This is a genomic window from Nitrospinota bacterium (assembly GCA_016208975.1).
GTDB lineage: Bacteria > Nitrospinota_A > UBA7883 > UBA7883 > JACRLM01 > JACQXA01.
The window spans coordinates 171,013-194,474 of record JACQXA010000002.1 but is presented as its reverse complement, the minus strand read 5'-3'; the positions used below and the strand labels follow the sequence as shown (position 1 = coordinate 194,474).

18 protein-coding genes are annotated in these 23,462 nt (G+C 56.8%); 2 read left to right on the top strand and 16 right to left on the bottom strand.

The genetic code is table 11. From position 1 onward, the window contains the following. Positions 1-5: 5 nt before the first annotated feature. From HY751_02550 to HY751_02515, 8 genes are read right to left on the bottom strand one after another with little or no spacing between them, the layout of a single operon-like run. On the bottom strand, positions 6-728 hold the full coding sequence (locus tag HY751_02550) for a phosphocholine cytidylyltransferase family protein (protein MBI4665272.1): 723 nt from the start codon (positions 726-728) through the stop codon (positions 6-8). Between the two features lie 50 nt (positions 729-778). Beyond that, entirely contained in the window at positions 779-1,402 is a 624-nt protein-coding gene (locus tag HY751_02545; GenBank protein ID MBI4665271.1) for a gamma-glutamyl-gamma-aminobutyrate hydrolase family protein, read from the bottom strand. Next, complete coding sequence (locus HY751_02540) at positions 1,389-3,788, bottom strand: pyruvate, phosphate dikinase (GenBank protein ID MBI4665270.1); 2,400 nt, start codon at positions 3,786-3,788, stop codon at positions 1,389-1,391. The genes HY751_02545 and HY751_02540 overlap by 14 nt, the downstream gene beginning before the upstream one ends. Before the next feature lie 47 nt (positions 3,789-3,835). After that, the gene (locus tag HY751_02535; GenBank protein ID MBI4665269.1) at positions 3,836-4,567 is read right to left on the bottom strand and encodes a methyltransferase domain-containing protein; all 732 of its coding nucleotides are present in this window, start codon (positions 4,565-4,567) and stop codon (positions 3,836-3,838) included. 21 nt (positions 4,568-4,588) lie between these two features. Beyond that, positions 4,589-6,076: a B12-binding domain-containing radical SAM protein gene (locus HY751_02530; protein MBI4665268.1), complete on the bottom strand. Its 1,488-nt coding sequence runs from the start codon at positions 6,074-6,076 to the stop codon at positions 4,589-4,591. Further along, entirely contained in the window at positions 6,073-7,107 is a 1,035-nt protein-coding gene (locus tag HY751_02525) for a GNAT family N-acetyltransferase (GenBank protein ID MBI4665267.1), read from the bottom strand. Before HY751_02525 ends, HY751_02530 begins: the two co-directional genes overlap by 4 nt. A gap of 7 nt (positions 7,108-7,114) precedes the next feature. Beyond that, complete coding sequence (locus HY751_02520) at positions 7,115-8,224, bottom strand: DegT/DnrJ/EryC1/StrS family aminotransferase (protein ID MBI4665266.1); 1,110 nt, start codon at positions 8,222-8,224, stop codon at positions 7,115-7,117. 36 nt (positions 8,225-8,260) lie between these two features. After that, positions 8,261-9,343 (bottom strand): Gfo/Idh/MocA family oxidoreductase, encoded by a 1,083-nt coding sequence (locus HY751_02515; protein ID MBI4665265.1) that lies wholly within the window; start codon positions 9,341-9,343, stop codon positions 8,261-8,263. 269 nt (positions 9,344-9,612) lie between these two features. On the opposite strand from HY751_02515, the gene HY751_02510 reads away from it, so the two are divergent. Both HY751_02510 and asnB read left to right on the top strand, forming a co-directional pair. Beyond that, positions 9,613-12,018, top strand: coding sequence for a glycosyltransferase family 1 protein (locus HY751_02510; GenBank protein MBI4665264.1), 2,406 nt, complete (start codon positions 9,613-9,615; stop codon positions 12,016-12,018). 6 nt (positions 12,019-12,024) lie between these two features. Next, entirely contained in the window at positions 12,025-14,277 is a 2,253-nt protein-coding gene (gene asnB, locus HY751_02505) for an asparagine synthase (glutamine-hydrolyzing) (protein MBI4665263.1), read from the top strand. Here the strand turns inward: asnB and HY751_02500 are convergent. The 8 genes from HY751_02500 to HY751_02465 are packed head-to-tail and all read right to left on the bottom strand — an operon-like array spanning position 14,274 to position 23,457. Beyond that, positions 14,274-15,671 (bottom strand): hypothetical protein, encoded by a 1,398-nt coding sequence (locus HY751_02500; protein MBI4665262.1) that lies wholly within the window; start codon positions 15,669-15,671, stop codon positions 14,274-14,276. The genes asnB and HY751_02500 overlap by 4 nt on opposite strands. 25 nt (positions 15,672-15,696) lie before the next feature. Further along, a complete protein-coding gene (locus HY751_02495; protein ID MBI4665261.1) occupies positions 15,697-16,788 on the bottom strand; it encodes a hypothetical protein in 1,092 nt (363 codons plus the stop codon). Beyond that, complete coding sequence (locus tag HY751_02490; GenBank protein MBI4665260.1) at positions 16,788-18,218, bottom strand: hypothetical protein; 1,431 nt, start codon at positions 18,216-18,218, stop codon at positions 16,788-16,790. The genes HY751_02495 and HY751_02490 overlap by 1 nt, the downstream gene beginning before the upstream one ends. A 17-nt stretch (positions 18,219-18,235) precedes the next feature. Then, positions 18,236-19,231: a radical SAM protein gene (locus tag HY751_02485; GenBank protein MBI4665259.1), complete on the bottom strand. Its 996-nt coding sequence runs from the start codon at positions 19,229-19,231 to the stop codon at positions 18,236-18,238. Next, entirely contained in the window at positions 19,228-20,151 is a 924-nt protein-coding gene (locus tag HY751_02480; GenBank protein ID MBI4665258.1) for a sugar nucleotide-binding protein, read from the bottom strand. Before HY751_02480 ends, HY751_02485 begins: the two co-directional genes overlap by 4 nt. After that, positions 20,133-21,581, bottom strand: coding sequence for a radical SAM protein (locus HY751_02475; protein MBI4665257.1), 1,449 nt, complete (start codon positions 21,579-21,581; stop codon positions 20,133-20,135). Before HY751_02475 ends, HY751_02480 begins: the two co-directional genes overlap by 19 nt. An 8-nt stretch (positions 21,582-21,589) precedes the next feature. Next, positions 21,590-22,774, bottom strand: coding sequence for a class I SAM-dependent methyltransferase (locus HY751_02470; protein MBI4665256.1), 1,185 nt, complete (start codon positions 22,772-22,774; stop codon positions 21,590-21,592). Next, entirely contained in the window at positions 22,771-23,457 is a 687-nt protein-coding gene (locus tag HY751_02465) for a class I SAM-dependent methyltransferase (protein ID MBI4665255.1), read from the bottom strand. The genes HY751_02470 and HY751_02465 overlap by 4 nt, the downstream gene beginning before the upstream one ends. Positions 23,458-23,462: the final 5 nt, after the last annotated feature.

Below are 23,462 nucleotides of genomic sequence, written 5' to 3'. Positions count from 1 at the left end.
GTGTGTCACCAGCGCCAGTCATGGCTGAATGTGTCTGCGCCAGCGAGTTTCTTCTCGTAGGCGATGATATCGCCGACGCTGTCCACCTCCAGCCACCGGCCCCGCACCGCCACGGTTTCCACCGGGATTCCCAGCCTGAGAAGATGGCTTAAAAGCGATGTCATGTCCATTTTCCCGCGGCGGTCTTCCGGCAGGGCCGCTAAAGCGCCCGAAACCCCGCGCCATCCGGCTGGCGTAAATTTCAGAAGGCCCATGTATTGCCCCTCTATTTGTTCAAGGCTGGCCGGTTTACCGCCGATCTCCCGCAGGCGGCCGCCCTCTTCCCTGAAGGTTTCCGCGTCCTCCAGCGGATCTGGGAACCTTATCCCCCACAGTTCCAGCCATTGGGTGTCGTATGTGACGCATACATCCCCCTCCGCCGCAATCAGCGTTTTTATGACGGAGGGATGATATACGATATCCGAATAACTGACCACGCACCCATCCCCCGATAAAACGGAGCTCGCGGTTACAAGACTGCTGACCATGTTCGTTTCCGCCCAGCGGGGATTGTGATAAAAACCAACACTATCCCCCGCGTATGCCTCCAGCTTTTCCCGCTTGTAACCGGTCACAATTGATATCTTCCCGATTCCGGCTTCCCTCAGGGCGGCCATTTGCCATTGAAGCATCGGCTTGCCGCCGATGGAGGCCAGGCATTTGGGCGTGTCCACGGTGACTTCCCCCATTCGGGAGCCCCTGCCAGCGGCCAGAATAACAGCGTTAAGCGTCCTTGTGTTCACGATAGGAACAGAGCCTGCAAACGTCCAATATCGCCCCTTGCGAAAGGGGATTCCCTTTCCGGGTGCCACATTGTGGCCATTAGCCTGTTATCCGGCGCATTGACCCCCTCCACAAAACCGTCGTCCGTGATAGCGAAAGGTTTCAGCGCCGGAGCGAGCCCATCGGCCCTCATCCCCCATCTGTGGAAAGAATTCACCGTGGCGCGCTCCTCTTTGCCTGTGTTGACGAAAGTCACCGCGTGGCGGGCGGACACGTGCGACCGGCCAGGACACTCCACAAGACTCCCGCCAAAATATATCTGGAAGAATTGCATCCCCCTGCACACGCCATAGACCGGATATTTATTTTCCAGCGCCAGCTCAAGAAGCCCCTTTTCAGTTACATCTCTGACCGATCGCCCTGTGTAATCCTCCCCGCCGGTGAATATGAAACCGTTAAGCCCCCATCTTTGGGCGTATTCCCGCGCGGTGGGGCCCACGTTCGGCACGGGCATCCACAACGCTTCCGGCAGGGCCGCGCCGATAAACCCCGCCCAATCGCGGCTTATGGCGTCCCTCGTATCACCGCTTGCCGCGTGGCGGGTCTCCCGTGTTGTAACGCCTATCCTAAGCTCCGTCATAATCTCCCACTATCGCAGGGCGCACGGTTTTCTCATCGCAATTCAACTCCGCGTAACCGCTGGCCGCAAGTTTTGCGAAAATCTCGTCACCGCAACCTATGGCCGCGGGAAGGTTCATCTCCACACACCGGATGGCCATGTGAGAGTTGGCCCCGCCGTATTTTGTCACAAGCCCCTTAATGCGACGGGTGAATATCCAGTCGTACCCAGGGTCGGCGTTTTTAACGAGGGCTATTTTCCCGGCGATGTTCCTTGTGTCTTCCGGTATCTTTTCTATCAGCGCCACCGGACCCGACACCCTTTTTTCCGTTATGAAATTCGGACGGCTCCGTAACACGGGAGAGACGCGCAGGTCGCTGATGTTCCTTATTAAATATCCCAGCTTGACCGTTTTGAAAAGATCCTTCCCGGCCCTTCTGCTGTCAACCACTTCGCGCAACGTTGAAGCCCCGATGGAGCCGGGGCGCGCCGCGAATTCCTCCATCTCCCGGACGGTCAGGAATGACGTGTCCTCCCTGGACAATCCCTGGCGCTCCCCCCAGGCGGCGAAGAGCTCCAGAGCATCCGAAAGGTTCTTTGTGAAGAGGAACTTGGCCCGTTCCCGCCACTGGATTGAAAGCCTGGCGTGCTCCAAAAGCCCGGCGGGGTTTGCGGAATTTATCCCGGCTTCGGCCAGAAGGCTTCCAATGGCCCCGCTTTCCCGCGCAGTCAGCGTAAAAGCCCCGTTTTCCGCCGGGGCCGCCAATTCCCCGTTGATAAACATCTCCTGCATATCGGCGTAACGGCTGGAGGTGATATCGAACGCCCCTGGCCGCAAATGTCCATAGCGGCGCATGAAACCATCCAGGGAAGCGCCACCCCGGGAGATCTTGGCCATATCGCGGGAAAGCTCGCTGAATACGGTGCGGATGGATCTTTTGAACCCAGCCACCCTTCCTGCGTCAAGCGCCTCCCTGGCCACCGCCGATTTTAAAAGTTTTTCGCCGATGAACGCATGTCTTGCTATGGATGAAAATGGAAGCGTGCCATATATCCGGCACTCATCCAGCAGTTTTAGCGCCTGGCCAAGCAGTTCGGTGGAGTCTCCGTTTTTTTCAAGCGCCCGGTCACCGCCATCCCGCATGGCTTCAAGCTTCATGGCCTGGCTGATGAATTCCGGCAACGTGCCCCCATGGCCCAGGTCAAGGGCGTTGTTCGTAAGCGCGCGCAGGCTTTCGCGGAACCGCATTTTACCGCCGCCTGTGAACACATCCGGATACCACGCGGCTGTTTCCCTTTCGAAATCAAAATCCAGGACGGTCAGGGCCACCTCGAACTCCAGCTTGTCGTGAAGCTCGGGGCTTTCGGAGAGCCGGGCAAGACACGCGTCCACAAGGGCGCTCTCAAATTTTCCGTCAAGACCGGCGGGGAGAAAGGAATTCAGGCTATTACGCACGTCTATATAGGGACGGCCGCACAGGGTAACCATAAGCTCTTCTTCAGGAAGGCGCTTGTAGCCCATAAGCTCCCTGGCCTTTCTCCATACCTCATCGCTTATCAGCCAGCGGAACAGGGAAATGGCCAGAGGCGCCGGAGCGTCGCCCAGCAGTTCTGCGGGATTCCAGTCCGGCATGACGCCGAACACCGTGGACGAGCCCGAAAGGCCGGGCCGGGGCGCTGACCGTCCGGCCACGAATTCCTCCAGGCCCGAAAGGCTTTGGGCCACATCACGCGCCGTATGGGCCCGCCAATGATGTTCAGAGGTTATCCTGCGGACCTGGAGGAGGAATTGGGTACCATCATTGCCCAGCGCGAATTCTATATCCAGAGGCGTCTCTCCGCAGACGGCCTCCACCTTCCTGGCCAGATCCACCATCGCCGCCACCCGGGGCGATTTTATGGCCGAGTGGGCCGATCCCCTGTAAACGTAAACCGTTTTGTGCGCGCCGATACCGCCGGTTACCACGTCGGTCTTTCCCGAAACATCATCGTAATCCAGGACATAGTATGGCGCGCCGTCTGTAACGCTCCGGGTCATGATTACGCCGCTTACCGCTATATCCAGCGCCATGCGCTGGACGATCACCTGGCCGCCGTTCCCCTTGTACGAAGCGATAACCCGGGCGATGGCCTTTTTCACAGCCGTCTCGTCTTGCGGATCCACATCCGCCACGCTTAAATATGCGCCAGCCATAGAGCGGGCGGCCCCATCCTCACCGGCGGCGCTACTGCGGATTATTATTTTCCCGCCCCCGGAAACAGATGGCGCTCGCCGGATTATGTCCATCCATCCTGTTTTCCAGGCGTCGGCGTCAAAATAAAAGAATTCCGGCACAACCGCGCCGCTAAGCGTTCTTTGCAGGCGCTCCAGGGTTTCGGCCTTGGTTCCGAAGCGGAATTCAGCCACAGTCTCTCCGGGTCTTGCCCCACGGTCCATCCGCCTGGCCAGCCGTTTCATCTTAAAGGCTCCGCTTCGGCGAAAATAAGGCTTGCGTACTCTTCCAGTTCCCTGCCCATCTGGCAGAGGGCTTTCATAAGCTCCGGCGAAGGATCCAGCGTTTCCATCTGGGCGTGGCTGAACGGCTTTAGAAAAAATCCATGGCACTCCACTACACGGTACCCCGCCCGTTCCAGCTGGGCAATAAGGCTGGCCTTGGTATAGCGCCCCGGCTGGTCGAAGGCCAGGTTCCGCTCGGTCGCGTCATGGGTGTCTTTAAGCTTCCCCATCAGCACTCCCAGACGCCTGTGAAGGGAAAGCATGTTGGGCGCGGTTATATACAGCCTGCCTCCGGGCGCCACCCATCCGCGTATCCTTTCCAGCAACGCCTCCGGGGCATGGATGTGATGCAGGGTGTTGGCGAAGACCACCGCCTCGTATTTGCAGGGGGGATCATACTCCTCGAAAAGGGATACATGCGCGCTTATGGCCGGACCGTATTTGGCGGTCACCTCGGCGATGTATTTTCCGGCGCCGTCCACCACGTCCAGCGCGGCGGCGGTTTTAAGCAACATCCCCGTGATGAGCCCGTTGGCGCATCCCAATTCCAGGGTCCTTTTGCCGCGGACGCGCTCGGCCATCATTTCCCCCACCACTTCGTTCTGCCGCCGGTCGAACCCCTCGTAAACGTTATAGTGGCGTGAAATGCCTTCCAGTATCCCCCGCTGTTTATCCACGTCTATTGCCATTTTTATTACCGGGTCTTTGGATCAGCGGATTTCCGCCCTCTTGTCCCACTCCTGGTTGCGCTTTTCGAAATAGTAGCTGTTCACATACGCCATGGCTTCCTTATCGGACTTGCGGATGGCGCGCCTTACGATATTTTCATCGAAAAGCCCTTCCCTGGCCCGTTTGAACGCCGAATCGATCTCCGTCTTGTATTTCTCCACCACCCGCCCCGTTATCCATGGAGTGTCTATCACGCTTCCATACAGGTCGTACTCCAGAAATGGGGCGGCCCTGTCCAGATACCCTTTCTCCTCACATTCCCGGTAAAACGGGGTGCCGGGAAAAGGGGTGGCGATGTAGCTGGCCACCCCGTCCATCCGGAACGCGTTTTTTCCCACATAATCCACGATGGCGCGGAGCGTTTCCTCCGTCTCCCCCGGCATGCCGAGAACGAAATTTACTACGGCCAGAAGCCCCACGTCCCTGCACCATTCCAACACTTCCTCGAACCGGGATGAAGGGAGGTTCTTGTTGATGACGGAGTTCCTTATCTTCTCGTCCACATGCTCGAATGGAAGCGCCACCGAAACGCATCCGGCCTCCTTGAGCCAGAAAAGCGTTTCCCGCGTGAGCCTGCTTATTATCAGACTGCTGGGGAGCACCAGCCTTATGCCCAGCCTTCTATTCTTGATCTCCTTGCAAATCGCGATAACCCGCTCCGGAATAACGTTGAAAGCGTCATCGAATATCGATACCGTGCCGTAACCGTAATCGCGGACGACGGACTCTATCTCGTCCACCACGCTGGCGGGGTCGCGGTAATAGTATGAACGGCCCCGGCTGACGTGCACGCAACAGAACGCGCAACTGTAAGGGCATCCGCGGGAGGTGATCACGGGCATTGGGATGCCGTGCCTGATATACGCCTCATTGGGTAACAGCTGGCGCGCCGGAGGCCTTATTCCACCTATATCCAGCCCCCTGGCGTTCAACGGATTAACCGCTATCCCGCCGTCCACCCGCCGCGCAAGCCCGCCTATCCGCTCCAAAGCTTGGGCATTACCCGGCGACACCGCCTCGAACAGCCCTACGATGGATTCCTCCGCGTCACCAAGAAGGGCGTAATCGGCCCCGGAGCATTCCATCACCATCTCCGGAATGGATGTGACGTGCACGCCGCCCAGCACGGTTATCACGCCTGGCAACGCTATTTTGACCGCCGATATGATTTCCACGATCCTGGAATGCTGGGTCGTGAATCCGGTGACGCCCACGACATCCGGAGCGAAGGCCCGGCAAACATCGAGCAGGTCATCGTCTGTTAGGCCATGGCAGGTATGGGAGGCTCCGTAATCCCACATCCTGCCCGCGCCTTCGGCCACCATGTCCAGTATTTTCACTTCATGCCCTGCCGCCAGCAGGGCGCTTGCGATGTAGCCGAGGCCCAGGGGGGGCGTCATTTTGTTGAGCATGTCGAAACCGCGTCTTGAAACAATGTTCGGCTTGATGAGAAGCGCCCTGAGTTTCATTGCCGGATACCTGTTTCATGCGGCGGGCCGTCGTGCGGTTTAGGGGCCGCCAAATCGTTAAGCGCCCATGTTTCCCGTGTGACGCCGCGGGCGCCGAAGCTTTCTTTGAACTCAAGTATACCCCATTTTATCCACCGTTCCCGGGAGGAGATACCGAAGTTGAGGCATTCAAAACCCATGTCCGCGTAGTGGGCGACAACCCTGTCGAAAAGCAGGTAGAGCGGCTGGGCTTTGGAGAATTTGTAATCCTGCGCGATGTAAAATACGTGTACGGATTTTCTATTGGCCTCGAATATCACCGTGGTTCCGGCGCATTGGCCGTCTGTCATGGCGGACCATATGCGTATCCGTTCCGGGTACCTGCGTTTGAGTTCCTGCAACTCTTCCAGTGAGTGGGTTGGTTTCTTCCCGTATTTTGCGGCCAGGTTTTTCTCTATCAGCGCGTAGGCCTCTTCCACGGGCCTTTCCGTCTCCACCGTGACCCCGTCTTTTTGCGCCCGGCCCACGGACCATCGCACGGTGCTTTTCATCCCGGAAAGACGCGCGCCGGTCAAAAGGTTTATGGCGCTACTCAGCTCCAGCGATTTGCGCGTAAACCCCCTGTGCCAGAGCATGAAGCCCAGCTCCTGATCCGGCGGGTCGGAGAAAATCAGGTTCTCCGCCAGGCGCATTTCCACCGATTGGGCCTTCAGGCTTTGCGCGTGTCCTATAATTCCCTCCACCATCTCCATCACCTGCCGGGCGGTGGTTTTCGGCCCGTAAACAAGCCCGCCGTAAGAGCTTCCCGGATGGGACACAAGCCTCGTCTCTCCATTTTGCGCAACCAGCGCCGCCGGAAACACGCCGATGATTTTTTCCACAGCGGAGCCATTTTCATGGAACACCAGCGAAGCGTCGGTAAACCGGCCGGGCGGGTGATACTCCAGAAAGCGCTGTTCGTGGAAGATGGTCCCGTTTCTGGACTGGTTTGAAACAAAGTCGTCCCATGCGCTGGCAAGCTCCGCGTTATACGGATGGGCGACGATGCTCATATTCCGCTCAATTCTCCACCGGCCGGGCGTACTTTCGCACAATTTCAGCCACATGGGCCACTTGGCCCCCGGAAAGCTCCGGATATATCGGAAGGCTCAGGATTTGCCGGGCGTGCCGCTCGGTGACCGGCAAGGAACCTTCGGGCATCCCAAACCGTTCATAGGCCGGTTGCAGATGAAGTGGAACGGGATAGTGAACGCCGGTGTCCACCCCCTGTTCCTTCAACCTGGCGCGAAGCTCGTCCCGGTTGCCAACGCGGATAACGAAAAGATGCCATGCGGGTTCAGAACGCCCATCCACTTCCGGCAATTTTACATTTGAGCCGGTGAGGGCCTCTATATATAGTCTCGCAACGCGGTTCCGCTTATCCGTCCACTCCCGCAGGTATCGCAGTTTGACGCGTAACACCGCCGCCTGAAGCTCGTCCAGCCTGCTGTTGACCCCTTCCATTTGGTGGAGGTATTTGTCCGACCGGCCATGGTTCGATAATAGACCGATTTTGCGTATCAATTCCTGGTCGCCGCTTATCACGGCGCCGCCGTCCCCATAAGCGCCCAGATTTTTACCCGGGAAAAAACTGAAACAGCCCGCGTGGCCCAGCGTTCCCGCCGGTTTGCCAGACCACAACGCCCCATGGGCCTGCGCCGCGTCTTCCACCATGAGCAGGCCGTGGCGCCCGGCGATATCCATCACACTGTCCATGTCGCAGGGCTGGCCGTACAAATGCACCGGGGCTATGGCTTTTGTTTTGGAGGTTATAGCGGATTCCAGCGCGGATGGATCCAAGAGCATGGAGCCTTCCAGCGTATCCACGAAAACCGGCTTGGCGCCTGCGAGGGTTATGGCCTCCGCGGTGGCAATGAAGGTGTTGGCAACGGTGATTACCTCATCCCCGGCGGTGATTCCCAGGGCGCGGAGGGCCAAATACAACGCGTCTGTTCCATTCCCGGTGGTGGCGCATCCGCTGGCGCCGCAAAACCCGGCGAATTCCCGCTCGAACGCCGCCACGTTCGCGCCTTTTATGAACGCGCAGGAGTCCAGCACGCCTTGCAGGGCGGCGTCTATCTCGCGCCGGATGGCGGCGTATTGGGCTTTTAAATCAACCAGAGGAATCATTGGTTACCATGTTAAAGGCCGGGAGCCGGACACCGGCTATTTAATGTGCGAAAGGCTTGTTTCAGCCAACGGGCCGCTGAAATCCGGATGCTCGTGGCCTATCGAAACGCTTTGCCTGGTTTTTAAAGCCCGTTGGGCCGCCTCCAGGGCCATCACCACCGGTATGGCGTGCCGCGCGCCTGTCAGCGGCTCTTTGCCGTCCCGGATACATTCCAGGAAATGCTCCGCCTGGACTTTCAGCGGCTCTGTGAAATTTATTTTGGGCAATATCACATCGCCGGTGCGCTGGGAAAGCTGATATCCGTTGTAATGGTCGAAATCCATCCGCTGGGCCAGCCGGGGGATGCGATCCACCCCTTTGTCGTATATCGCTATCTTGTCGTCGCTGATGTCGTTGTACACCACCATTTTCTTGCTACCCACCACGGTTATCCGGCGTGTTTTCCCCGGATCAAGCCAGCTTACGTGCACGTGGGCGGTCATTTTGTTCGCCCACGAGTATGTGGCGAACACCACGTCTTCGACGCCGGACTGGATGTAATCCGAACCGACAGCGGTGACCGCCGCCGGAAGACTGCCATTCAACAGATATAGCAATATGGATACGTCGTGCGGCGCGAAATTCCACCATGCGTTGACATCGGACCGCACCTTGCCCAGGTTCAGCCGCTGGCAGTAAATATAGAAGATGTCCCCCAGTTCCCCTGAATCCACCAGGTTTTTCACATACCGCACGGCGGCGTTGTAAATGAACGTGTGGCCCGCCATCAGCGCAAGCCCTTTTTCCGCCGCCAGGGCCGCAAGCTCCTGGGCGTGGGAGACGCTGTTGGTGAAGGGTTTTTCAACGAGGACATGTTTGCCGTTTTGAAGCGCGGCTCGGGCCAGGGCGAAATGGGTGGCCGCCGGTGTGGCTATTACCACCGCGTTTACTTCAGGATCCGCCAACACTTCTTCGAAGTGGGGAGTAACAGGGGTGTCCGGATAATTTTCGCGGACATAGGCCTGGCGCTCGGCGCTAACCTCGGCCACCCATTTAACCCGGCAATCTTTCCTGGAAGAAAAATTGCGGAGAAGGTTTGGCCCCCAATAGCCACAGCCCAACTGCCCAACAATTATCATACGCCGAGGCCCGAACGTGGTTTTTTCATGCGGTTTCCCATTTTATCGGCATTTTCCGGATAATTCTTTAGCTTTTAGCCTCGCGATGGCCGCTTTTTTACCGATAAAGGCGTTATGAGCCAAAACAACCGGACAAAGCCCGATTACCTATTCTTAGGGCAGAGCGGCGCGTTGTCAATCACATGGTTTGGCGAGGCTTATGTTAATATTCCTGAACGCCCGATGATGGAAAACAACCTGGCCTTTCAGCGCGACTATACGGTTTACCGATGGATAATTACCGCATTTTGAGAATCGCCCCGATGGGCCATTATCCCTTGGCCATCGAAGGGGTGTATGAAAACAATCCGGGGCTGGAAAACAAGCCCTACGAAGAGCAGATGCGCGCCCTATTCGCCCAGGGCCTGTTTTATTCCGACAGTTTTTCAAAAGCCATGCGCGCGCTGGGGAACGAGGCGTCCGATATCGTTTACGACGCTAAAATCGCCCAGGAGACCTGGGCGAGGGAAAACGGATTTCCTTATGAACCCCGCAATTGGCGGCATGAGATCCTTCTGGGGCAGATCGAGTCCATCAAACCGGATGTGGTCTATTACCAAGGGGGGAATCTGTTTCCGGAGGAAATTCAAAAAACCTTTTTAAGCCGGTTTCCATTCGTAAGGCTTGTGGCCCTCAATTTAAGCTTTCTTATCCCGCCCGGCGAATGTCAATATTACGATCTGATAATCGTAGGCGCGCCGAAACTGAAAAGGCAATTGCACGCAAACGGCATACAGTCCCACGTAATCTACCATTCCTTTGACCAGTCTGTTTTGGCCAGGCTTGACGCCCAGGACACCATAAGGGACATCGGGTTTTCTTTCATCGGCTCGTCCGGCTGTTCATACCCGGCCATGCCTGAAACCCATTGGTCGCGATATAAAATGCTTTCGGATTTGCTGGAGCGGACAGATCTTCAAGTTTGGGAAATGGGCCGGTCGGCCCCGGATCCGTCTTTCGTTGAACATATCAGCCGGATCTCGAAAATACTTGCGCAAGGGGGTTTGAACAGAGTCGGCGAAACCTTTTTGAGGCGGCTGGTTTCATTTGAAGGCAAGGTTGCCAGCAATGCAGGCATCGAGCTTATAAAAATGGCTCGGGGCGCATTGAACGCCGGTAACAACGGCTCGGGTCATGTAAACGCCATAGCGCCATCCAAATGTTTAAGAGACCTGTATCCGGATAAATGCCGGGACGCCGTTTTCGGTATGGATATGTACCGGGTCCTGGCGCGGTCTAGGGTAACCCTGAACATCCATACCGTGGCCGCGGATGGCGAGGTGGGCAACATGCGGATGTTCGAGGCCACTGGCGTGGGCGCGTGCCTGCTGACCGATGACGGAACCAACATGGCCGACCTGTTCGATAAGGATCGCGAGATTGTCACATATTCGTCGCTGGGCGAATGCGAGGAAAAAGCCGCGTACCTCCTGGAGCATGACTCCGTTCGCGAACAAATAGCCAGGGCCGGGCAGGAACGTACCCTTCGAGACCACACCCCCATCAAACGGTGCGGGCGGATCCATGAATTAATCCTGGAACGGCTTCGGGGGCCAAGGCGCGCCGGAGTTCCCCTGGCTACCGCGAAGGAGCGCCTGACGCCGTTGAACATCGCCACAATGGTAATGACGGAACGGGAGGCCGGACTTTACACGGGTGTCGCGCTACCCTGCCACCTTTCCATGAAAAATCTTCCGTCGCTACAGGATTTCCCGGAGGTCAGCTACACCCTGTTCGCGCCGGATGAGTTGGCGGAGGGGATCAAAAATTCACCCGCGTTTAACAGGCTGGCGAAAATCCTGCCGGTATCCATTTCAACAGGGGGATTCGAACGGATACCGCACAATGAGCTCCGGCGCGCCAGAGCGATGTTCCAACGGACGGCTATCATGAAGGCGGCGGAAACCAGGGCGGCGCTGGTCATGCTGGCCCCGGACATCATTCTATCCGACGGAACTTTCCCGAAGCTTTACGAGATGGCGGCGCGTGGGAAAAAATATCTGGCCCTTGCGCCGGATGTCCCGGTTGACGGGGATTTTTCCCGGGCGCTTATGGGCAAGGACGGAAATCCGGACAATTCCTCCAGGCGGCTGGCGAAACTGGCGCTTCGACATCCATCCGGAGCGATACGGTGGAAAAGCGGCGGCGGTTACGGCGTTTCACCCGCGCGATTGAAACATTTCTGGAAAGCCGGGGACTGTGGAATGCTGGTCCGCAGTTACGATTGGCTCCCCCTGCTAATATGGCCAAGGTCCGTAAGCTACCTGGATTGGAATAAGCTGGACCCTGAAGATGTGGATACGGATGTGTATTATGACACGGCCCCAAAAGCCTCCGATGTTGAGTTCATCACGGATTCGGACGACATTCTGCTTTTGAGGCTGGTGGACGCTGATGCGTCTTATTGCGAACCAGACCTTGCCAGCGTCAATCGTTTCCGTCTAAACGCCCATGGGGCGGACCACCGCCGCTATTCACACCATAAATACTACATGCGGGTGAAAGATGGCCAAACGGACTGGGAAACCGCGGAACTGGAGTCGGACAGAATAATAGGCCGGATAAATTCCAGGCTTGAAGCGAAAGCCGCGTTAGCCGATCTTGCTTCTTTCGCCAGATATTCATTCAAGCGGTAACAGGGCATGTGCGGAATAACCGGCGTATGGAATCTTGACGGGCGGGACATCTCCCCCGCCGATATGGACGCGTTCACCGACAGCCTCGCCCACCGCGGCCCGGACGGGCGCGGGGTTTACCGCGACGCGGAAGCCCGCTTGAGCCTTGGTCACCGGCGGCTGGCCATTATCGACCTTTCCGGCGCCGGCAAACAGCCCATGTCTTACCTGGATGGACGCTATACCATAACCTTCAACGGCGAGATATATAACCACCCTGAATTGCGGGAACGTCTGGAGGGGCTGGGACATCGTTTCAAAAGCTCGTCGGACACGGAGGTGGTTCTGGCGGCTTACGCGCAGTGGGGCGAGGCCTGCCAGACCCATTTCAACGGGATGTGGGCGCTGGCCATATGGGACAGCCGGGAGAGGAAGCTGTTTCTCTCCCGGGACAGGTTCGGCGTAAAACCTCTCCATTATTTTTATGACGGAGCGCGATTCGCTTTCGCCTCCGAGATGAAAGCGTTTCTGGCCCTGGAGTGGTTCAACCCGGTTTACGACCCGCGAATAGTGGCCCGCGCCTTGAATGACTATAACAGCATCGAAGGCTCGGAGGACTGTCTTTTAACGGGCGTGAAAAGGCTCATGGGCGGCCATTGCCTTACGATAATGAAAGGCTATCCGCCCAGGGTATCCAGATGGTGGAACACGCTGGAGCATCTTTATGCGCCCCCTTCCACGCCTCAACAGCAGGTAGAAAAGTTCCGGGAACTGTTTTTCGACGCGTGCGGGATAAGGACACGGAGCGACGTGCCCATCGGGGCCGCGTTAAGCGGCGGGCTGGATTCCGGCTCCATCTTCTGCTCGTTATGGAAAGGCGGAGGAGGACCGGAGCGGCGGCCGAAGGCTTTTGTGGCTTCGTTCCCCGCCACGCCGCAGGACGAACGCCCATTCGCCGAAGATGTCATTCGCCACACCGGGGCTCCCGCCGTTTTCGAGGAGATAGACCCGCTGGGGGGAATATGCCTGCTGGATGAAATCCTGTCCGGTTTCGAGGAGATTTACGACCTGCCCGCCTCCGCGTGGCTGTTATACCGCAGAATGCGGGAAGATGGCCTGCGCGTTTCCATAGACGGGCACGGCGGTGATGAATTGCTGGCTGGCTATCACCATCACGTGGAAGAGCTGATGGACAGCCATATCCTGCCGCAACCGGACCCGACCCGGTATGAGAAGCTACGGACAATCCTTACCGGCATGTATCCGCCTGGTGTCCGAAGCGTTTTTCCGGATTATGCGGAGCGAAGTTCAAAAACCCTGGAATATTACGCCAACAGCAACCACCCCGCCACAGTGGTTGTTGGCGATAACGTCCGGCGGGTGGTTATTTTCGGCTCGGGGCAAGGAGGCGCCGCCGCCTTACGCCTTGCGGAAAGCCGTGGGTGGGAAGTGGTTTGTTTCGTGGATAACGATAAGGGCAAGTGGGGATCCGCTTTGGAGGGGCTCGAAATTAAAGACCCGGCAATATTGCCGGGCCGGGATTTTGACCTGATAATTGTGGCCTCCGCGCCGGGCAAGAAAGGGATATTTAACAGCCTTCACGAGTCGGGTTTCATTTACGGAAAGGATTTTATCTACTATCAGGACGATATTTATTCCGCCAGTTCTGAAATCATGGTTACGAAAGATTATTTTAAATCCCCGGTTTATCCCAACCCGTGGCTTATTAGAAAGCCGGAGCGCTACGCAAGAGATATACCCGATGACGACATGAAGATTCTCCAGGGCATGGGCGTTCTTAACCGCAGGCTGTACGATGATTTCCACTTTACCCGCCTGCCGACCATCTTGCGCAATTTCGACAGGGTTTCCATGGCGCACGGGGTGGAGATACGCGCGCCGTTTATGGACTGGAGACTTGTGCGCTACGCGTTCTCGCTACCGGAGGGGCGCAAAGTTGGAGATGGTTTTACAAAACTGGTCCTGCGGGAGGCCATGCGCGGAGTTCTTCCCGAAAGCATCCGGACGCGGCCTTCGAAGGTGGGGTTTGCCAACCCGATGGCCCAATGGCTGGCGGGCCCGTTGAAACCTTTCGCGCTGGATACCGTTAACAGCGCAATGTTTTTAGAATCGCAGGTGTGGGACGGGCAGGCCATCCGCAGGGCTGTTAACGAAGCGTACAAAAAGGGGGACTTAAAACAGGTGGGCCAGTTCTGGCCGTATCTGCAAACACACGTTCTTGGGCGGGCTTTTCTGGCCAAACGGCCAAAGCGCCCTTAATAATCAAAAAGGGATATTAACTCGCCGCCAACTATCACCGTGTCCTGGTAATAAATATAATCCCGCCCATATTTATAACCCAGCCCATAAAGTTGCGCGAAAATGCCCTCGCGGCCCGGGCCGGAAGAAACCATTATCAAATCGTAATCCGCGCTACCAAGGGCGTCTGGCCCTTTTATTCCACAACCGTCCACTACGCCGCCCCACCGGGCGCTGTCATTATCCACAATGTACGCAACGCTCCAGCCGAGCCTTGCCGCGACTGGGATCATTTTCCGCCCGCCAGAGCCGCTCCCGAATATCACCACGCGTTTCACATGGTCCATATTCCTGGGGCGCGGCTTCTCCTGCCAGTTCTTATAACGCTGGGCCAGCTCGAACATCGCCACCAGCCTGCGAGCTATCCTGCCGGACTCCTCCCGCGCCTCCATGAATTCCCGCGTAACCTCGCCGCCGTGCGCCACAATCGGGTTAAGTAGCATTTTCCTGTTTAAAGGCCGGGAGTACCGCGCCAGCGCGTTCCATGTAAAATCCCGCTCATTAAATTGCCCCGGCGAAATGAATTCCGCCAGCTTTCCAGCGGGGCTGAACTCGTAACCGGCGATCTCGTCGGAGTCCTTGACGAAGTAATAATCCTTATATTCGGGCACGGCCATGGCGGGGTAATCATGGTCCACCGCCACCATGGGAACCGCGTCCTTCACTTTTGGATAAATCAGGAACGGGTGGAAATAAAGGCACCGGGCGACGAGCCCGCTTTCCCCGGCGCGCCAGAAAAGATACCAGGTGAATTCCGTGGAGAAATTTGGCGAGTCCACATAAAACGTTTTCGTATATGGGTGCATGTGCGCCAGAGCCAGCTTTGTCAGTTCCCGCGCCGGGGCGGGACAACCGCCATTGCCAGCGCCAAACAGCCTTTCATATTCGGGCAGGAAGGTTTCCTGGGCCACTCTTAGCTGTGGCAGGAGCACCACGCGCTTGCCGCCTTTCACAATGTCCCGCGCTTTTGAAAAGGCCCCTTCGGACCACAGCGCGTCCGGTGTGAGGATGAAAATGGCCGCGTCGTCCGCGTTGGCTTCTTTAATGGCCCTGCCATGGAGACTGTTCATAAGGTCTATGGTCTTCCGGTATTTTTCGTCCCCGGCGATGTTTTCCAGGGAGTCTTCGTCCATGATGTTCAGGCTAACAGGTAATATATATTTTACCCGCTTGTAATTTTCACTGTTTTCGATTGATCCGGCGTCTTTTCTGGTGGTGTATATTTTGTAGAGTGCGCCGCCGGTGTCTTTAAAAGCGTGGAGGTTGCCGGGCGTAAGCTGGTTTGGCAGGCAACGGTTAAGAAAATGGGCGGTATATTCCTCGCCCCACACCACGGTGACAAAATGGAACTTCATGATATAGTCATGTTCCGCCGCCGGATCACATTAGCTCCGGCAGGAGCCTGTAGTCCGCGAAATCGGCGTATTTTGAATATCCCATCTCCACAAGCTGGCGCGATATTTCATGGTAGCCGGGTTGGGATGCGATGATGACGTAATAACCTTTCCCTTTTAGCGTGTCCGGCGCAACAACCTTTATTCCCTCTATTTCCGCGCCGTGAACAGCGGGATTGTTGTCTGTAATGGCTATCTCGAACTTCAGAGTTTTAAGCTGGCGCAGAATGGCCTTCCCGGCCGAAGACGCTCCGAAGACCACCACCTTTTTGGCGCGGTAAAAATGGCGCCTCACCATGTTGGATAAATCCGTCTCGTACCCGCCAGACCTGGCGCTGGCGGAGACGGTGATGTACCGGGCGGCGTTCTCCGTGGTGCGGGAGGATTCGTACACACCCTGGAATGGCGTGGCGAAAGGGTCCGGCCCGGTCTTGCGCAGTATCACCAGCATGGTGCTGTTACCGGTCTGGTTTATATATTTAAAGATGGACTGGTCGTATGGGATGTAATGATTCAGCGAGTCGTCTATGGTGACCCACGGGCCAAGCACATCGTAGCCATTTGCCGTCGCCAGCGCGTAGAAGAAATTGGGGTGGTATGAGAAAAAGCCGTGGTCCAGATAGTTCATGAACGGCAGGCAATGCAACATGTAGCCGCCCACGCTGGTTAAATCGTGGGCAACCTTAAAGGCGTTCCACTGGTTTATCAGGTGCTCGGTGGTGCCGTGGTTGGTGACGAAACCGTATTTGCCCCCATGCTCCGGCGTGACGGTTACAAAGTTTAGGTCCCACGGCAGGGCCCCGTGGCGGCCGTCGGTGTCCAGGCTGGCGTAAGAGAGGCCAAGCATTTCATATAAAGGTTTCGCGGGGCCGCAGTCCAGCATTTCCGCAACCTCCACGGGGGCTGGCGCGTTTTTAACCCCGAACAGGCGGGCAAGCTCGTAAACCGCGGACTCATGCCCCTTGCACGCCGCCGAAAACTCCTGGGAGCCGAACTCCATAACGGACTTTACGTTGTCGAATATGCCTTCCCTTTTCAGCTGGCAATACAGGCGTAAAACATTCGGCCCGATACCCATCACATGGCTCCTTCAAGTATTTGCGCTGACACGACGGTTTTAGTTATCTTGCCCTTAATAGCGTTCAGGGCGCGCGAGTCGTAATTCACATGGCAGATGTAATCGTAATTGTACGCGAAACCCATTTTGTTAAGTTGTCTGGATATGGCCCGCCTGCCTGGGTAGGAGGCCACCACGATAAGGTCGAAATCCTTGTTCATAAGCTCCGCCGGGCCTTTTACCGGGCGGTTCAACAGGGTGGTTCCCCATTTGGCCGGGTTGTTGTCCACAAAATAGGCCACCTTCCAGCCGCTCCGTTTCGCCATTTTCACGGCCAGCTCGCCGCCCGTTCCGCCGCCGAATATCACCACCCTGTCCACCTTGCGGCTCAACACGGAGGTAAGCTGGTTGGCCTCCCATTTTTTCCCCTGGGCATAGGCCGCCAGGGATTTGCGCGCAATCCTTTTGGCAACTTTTTCAGCCTGCTCCCATTCCGGCGAAAGGCTCTCGCCATGCAACCGCACGGACCTTAGCAGGAACCGGCGGTTAATCCTGTTGGAAAACCTGTTCAGGATGTTGGAGGCGAAATAATGCGGGTCGAACCTTGCGGGGGTTATTTTTTCCTCGAACTTGTCAGAGGGGCTGAACTCGTAACCGGCTATCTCGTCCGAATCGGTGACTATATAGTGATCATCGAAATTTGGGACAGCCATGAATGGATAATCAAAATCTATCGCCAGTCCCGGCCTTACGTTTTTTTCGGTGGGCCACACCACCAGCGGGTAGAAAAACAGGAAACGGCCCAAAACGCCGGATTTTCCAACCCGCCAGAATATGTGCCATGTCCACTCGGCGGCGAAATCTTTAGAGTCGGCGAAGAAGGTGTTTATCAGCGGATGCAGATGGCCCAACGCAAGTTTTGTCAATTCCCGGGCGGGGGCGGGCATGTATCCATCGCTGTCGCGGAATTTTTCAAGGAACAGCGGCAGGAACGTATCCCGCGCAAGCCGTGGCGTGGCCACGTTTATGGCCCGTTTGCCTTGCAATATTATCTCCCGGGCCCGGGCGAAAGCCCCGTCGCTCCACACCTGGTCCGGCGGAAGGAAAAACAGCGGCGCGTCTTCCGCGTTGGCCTCTTCTATGGCCATTTTGTGGCATTTGTTCATGGACTCGATGGCGGCGGAATATTGAGTCATGTCATGTTTCCCGGCCAGCTTGAAAAGGTTTTTGACGGGGATGATTTTGACCGGCATTATTTTTTGCGCTTCCGCGATAAGCCTGTTCCTTGCGATGGCGCGCGCGTCCTTTTTGGATGTGAACACTTTATAGACGCAATCATGCCCGGTGAAAGCCAGAAGGTTCCCCTTCGTCAGCTGGTTGGGCAGACACACGTTTAAAAAAAGGTCCACATACTTCCCGCCCCATACGGCGGTGGCGAAATGGAATTTCATCGGCGCTTAAACTCCCGTCACTCGCTGAACAACATGGATCTTTCGCCAGCGTATTTGGCGGCGATGCTCTCTTTCCAGTCCCCCGGCTCCTCCCACATGTTGCAATCCCTGCACATGTCTATCTCCCCTTTCCTGCCGGCGGCGTGCTTGTCCCGGTAATAATCGGCCTGGGCAGACGTCCATATCTCCTTTATGCTCTTTTCGCGGACGTTGCCCAGCGAGCGCTCCCCTTTGATGTCCGCGCTACATATGGGCGCCTCGCCGTTGGCGTAAATTATCATCAGCGACCACAGCGCCACGCAGGGTAGCTGGGCCTCGTAACTTTCGCTGGAAGGGGCCACCCCTTGCAACTGGCCGCCCCAGTTGTGCAGGTTGCGGTAAAACACCCTGTCCCCCGGCGAAAGGAGCGCCCGCCAGTATTTTTCGTATTCCGGCCATTCGTGGGCGTTCAGCGGCTGTTTCACCATCCGCACCCAGATGGAGGCTTTGGAGCCCATCCGGTCCCGCATTTCGATGAACCTTGTGGCGTTGGCCATTACTTCATCGAAATCCAGGTTTACCCGTATTTTCTGGTAGACATCCTTTTCCAGGCTGTCTATGGACAGGATCATCACGCCCACCCCCGCCGATAAAATGCCCTCGGCACGCCTGGCGTTAAGCAACGATACGTTGGTGCTGAGGCAGACGTTTTTTATGCCTTTGGCGCGCAAGAGCGCTATCTTCTCCTCCAGCCTCTTGTCCAGTAACGGCTCGCCGTTGCGGAAGAGGGAAACCCGCTTGATGGTGTCCGCGTGAGGGGCTATTTCGCTGGCTATTTTTTCGAACAGCTCCTGTTTCATAATCTTTGTGTCCGAAGTCCACTCCGTCACCGCGCATATGGAGCAACGGGCGTTGCAAGCGTTCACCGTTTCTATCTCGAAATACCTGGGGAACTCCAGAAGCCCCTCGCAGGTGGAGCCGGGGTCTATCCTGCTCACCAGGTATTCCTTTAGCATCTCCGGGTATTTTTTCATACGGCCAACGGCGCTCCATGCCCGCACGAACGCAGGAACCTTTCCATCATTTCGTCCGCGCCCATAAGTTTTATTCCAGAGGCCCGCGAAAGTTTTGACGATGACATGGATGTGTCCAGCGGACGGATGGCTTTCAAGCCCATGCCGTTAATTTTACAGCGGAGGATTTGGGGAACAGGTTTACCAAGCGCTGACACTTTATCGCAGAACTTCGCGCATAGGCCGTACCTGCTCCAGGCCTCCGGCCCGCAAACGTTGTAGAGCCCATTGGCGCCGCTATCGGCCAGCCATACCAGCGCTTCCACAGCGTCGGTGGCGAAGATTGGGGAAAATATCTGGTCGTCCGCCGAGTGGATAGGCTCGTTATTTTCGATGGCGTCCATCCAGCCGTCGAAAAGCGAACCGTCGCCTCGCTGGGCCCCTATCACCCTTGAGAGCCGCGCCACGGCGTAGTTCCCGACGGTCTCCATTAAATCCTTCTCCACTTCGGCCTTAAAAGCGCCATAAGCGGTGATTGGGTCGGGCTGGTCTTCTTCTCTATATCCGCCCCGGTTTCCGCCGAACACGTAATCGGTGGAGGTGAACACCGGTTTTACGCCCATATCCGCCAACGCCTTTGCCAGGTCTAAAATAGCGTCCACGTTTATTTTCCGGGCCTCGGCCTGACGCGTGTGGCAAGCGTCAATATTGGTCATCCCCAGCAACAGGAAAGCTCCGGTGGCGCCCTGGGCCGCGCTTAGAACCGTATCAAGACTGTCTTTGCCGAGGTCGAACCGGACCGCGCCGGGAACTGGCCGTGAATGGTACGTGGCCAGCGCAACTTTATCCCCCAGCCGCGCCATAAGGTTACGCCCAACCACGCCTGAAGCGCCAAGCACCAGATATTTTTCCATTGCGCCCATCACACGTGCACGCCGCATTTTTGCCGCGTCTGCTTCCTGTGTTCGTTCAGCTCATCTACTGTGAGGCCCATCATCTGGGCTATTTTCAGCGTTTTTTCCGGGGTGTTGAAATTTATCCTGTCCCACTCGAAGGAGCGTAGCACCTGCAATTCAAAGGGACTGAACTCGCTGGTGGAAATAAAACCCCGGCCATACCCGAAATAAGCGGGGTTTGTGAAACCGAACTCCGGATCCAGCAGGTTTTCTTTTTTAGCCACCTCGTAAAGGTCGGTCTTTGGCAGTGGTGTGGCGATATGGAAATGGGAAATGTCGAAATCGCACAGCTCGGCGAACCGGAACGTCTCCCGCAACTCCTCCCAGGTCTCGCCCGGAAAACCGATGACGAAATTGGCTCCGATGTCTATCCCCAGTTCCTTGCACTTTTTTACTATTCCCGGCACGATGTCCAGCTTCAGCGGTTTGTGGATTATTTCTTTCAGAACACGCTGACTGCCGGACTCCACGGAAATGGTGATCTGTGTGCATCCGGTTTTTTTCATGACTTCCAGCAGTTCGTCGTCCAGATGCCATGCGGAGACGGTCATTATCTTCCATTCCAGGTTGTAACCCCGGCGGACCATTTCTTCCATCATTGTGATGCACCGCTTTTTCTTGGCCAGGAAGAAATCGTCTATGAATATCACGTTGGCCACGCCGAAGTTTTTAACCAGATACCCTATTTCCTCCAGCACATCCTCCTCCGGCCTGAAAGCCACGCCCCGGCCGCTGACGGTCCTGGTGGCGCAGAACATGCAGTTAAAGGGGCACCCGTAAGATGTAAGTATGGTGGCCGTGGGAAGGTTGGAATTCAACTGGTAGTGTTTGGTGTTCTGGTTTAGATAGCAGTTCATGTCCACCAGCGAGTAATCCGGCTTCACCTGCTCTTTCACGTCGGATATGTAGGTGGCCACCGGATTTATCACCGCTTTTCCATCCGCGTTCCTGAACCCCACCCCCGGAAGTTTCTTGACCGCCTCATGCCCGTCCGCAAGCGCGAGCCTTAAAAATTCGTTCACCCGCTCCTCGGCGTGGCCCTGGAATATGTAATCCAGGTTTGTGTCTTTCAACACCTCCTCGCCCAGAACCGTGGGATACACCCCGCCCATGATGGTGACGCAATCCGGATTGAGCTTTTTACCCATGGCGATGCCCGCGTGGAACTGCTGGAAATACTCGGTGGACAGCCCGGACACCAGCAAAGCCTCGGGATTAAGCTCCCGCAGGCGGTTGAGACACTCTTCCTCCGAAAGGTCGCCAGCGTTGGCGTCCACTATGGAGAAGTCGAACTCGTCTTTAAGGAGGGTGGTAAGGATCAACGGCGCGTACTGCAACATTATCCACGGGCGCCTGCCGAACCAGCGGGTGTTCGGCATCAACAGCGTCACTTTGCGTTTTCTGGCATTATTCATGAGGTTAGTCACTCTTGTTTTAGCGCCAGCGGCATGGGCGTTTCCATTCCAGGCATGGCCGGGGGGAACACCAGCCGAATGGCCGGATATGTTTTCAACAAACGCCCACCCAGCTTATGGGCGAATTCCGGCGCGAAGGCCAGATACGTTTGGGCCGCTACCGGCTGGCTGGAGGGTTTTATCACCGGGCGTCCCATGTGGCTTTTCCCTATCCGCTGAGGGTCTTCGTCCATAAAATAACCAACATCGCGCCCCAGCGCCGTGGCAAGCCACGTGCCCGCTATGGCCGCGCCGAAAACGCCGAACTCCCCCTGTTCCGCCGTGCGCCGGGCGTGGTTCTCCACTATCCCCAGCCATTTGAGGCGAAGCGCCAATTCATCCCGGGCGGTTTGGGCGGCATCGGGATTTGCCCCTGTCTCTCCCTCCCCGGATTGGGCGGTGGCTATCACGCTGAGCTCTTTGGGCGTCCAGATGTCGCTGGCGGTCTCCACTTCATAACCGGCCGTTCTCACGGCCAGGGCCAGCGTGCGTAACGTAAAGTGGGAGCAATGGTCCACGATCACAAGGTCGAAAGGGTTACTAATAAAATTCATGGTCTGCAAGAGAATGGCGCCGCCGGGCTTTAACAGACGGCGGAGTTTCTTAAGAAACTGGATGGGCTCCGTAATATGCTCGAACACATGATGGAGGGTTATCAGGTCGAACATCCCGTCCACATCGTCCAGCGAGCCCTTATGGAAAGCTTCCACGCCGGGGATCCGCAAAACCTCGTCCCTGAACTTGTCCCCCTGGTCGAACCCGGCCAGGCGCCATTTCGGGTTCATGCCGCCAAAGGTGCGCAGGATGGAGCCGTTGCCGCAACCGATGTCCAGCAGGCGGCCCGCTTCCGGAACGCGCCTCTCGCCCAGGAAACGTCTTAGAAGATGCGCCGTTCGCGGCTCCACATCGCCGCCGCCGTTGAAAACGGACTGCTCCGCCCCGCCGCTGACGGCATACATGTCGTATTGGGCGTAAATCCGCTTTATGTTCGACAGCCACTCGTTGTTCAGCCATTTCTGCACATGGCCGCAACTCTCGCAAACCATAAAATCCCCCACCCGGGGCATGGGTTTGCAGTCCGACGCAACGCCGTGGAGGCTCTGCGGCGGAGGCGCCAGGGCAATTCGGGCCCCCCCGCACAGTATGCAATTCATGACGCGGCCTTTTTCCCTGCGCACAGGGCGAAAAGGTAATGCGCCATGGGGTAAAACCCGGTGTGTATCACTTCGTCGTTCATGGAAAAAATGAAAACGTTGTGGAAATATTTTTCCATCAGGCTTTTAAGCCTCTTGTGGTCCATGCAGTTCACATGCCCCTCCATGCTCTGGGGCGAGGCGTAGGCTTGGGACTGGATTGACGGCGTGCCGATGATAAGGGCGCCCGCCGGGGTCAGCGACCTTGTGATGTTGGCGACAAAATCGTTTTCCCGCTCCGCCGGTATATGCTCAATGACATCCAGCGAGTAGGCCGCGTCGAACTCCCCCTCCACGGGGCCGTCGAGGATGTCGTGGGTCTTTACGGTGAACCGCCATTTACCGGTCATCCTGTCGTTGGCGTCTTTTACGAAGATGGGGTCGAAATCCACCGCCGTGAGGTTTTTGACTTCCTGCTGGACTATTCTTGAAGCGAACGCGTCGGCGCATCCCACTTCCAACACCCGTTCCCTGCCGCTGAACATCTTTGAGACGAACTTGTACCGCGACAGGGTGAACACCAGCCGCCGGGGATCGTCGTGCCACACCTGGTTGGTCATAAGGCCCAGGGGGGCCAACCCCTCTTTCTGCAAGATGTCCAGCAGGGCCTGGTATTGCGGCTCTTTCGTGTGTTTTCCCGGCATGTAAT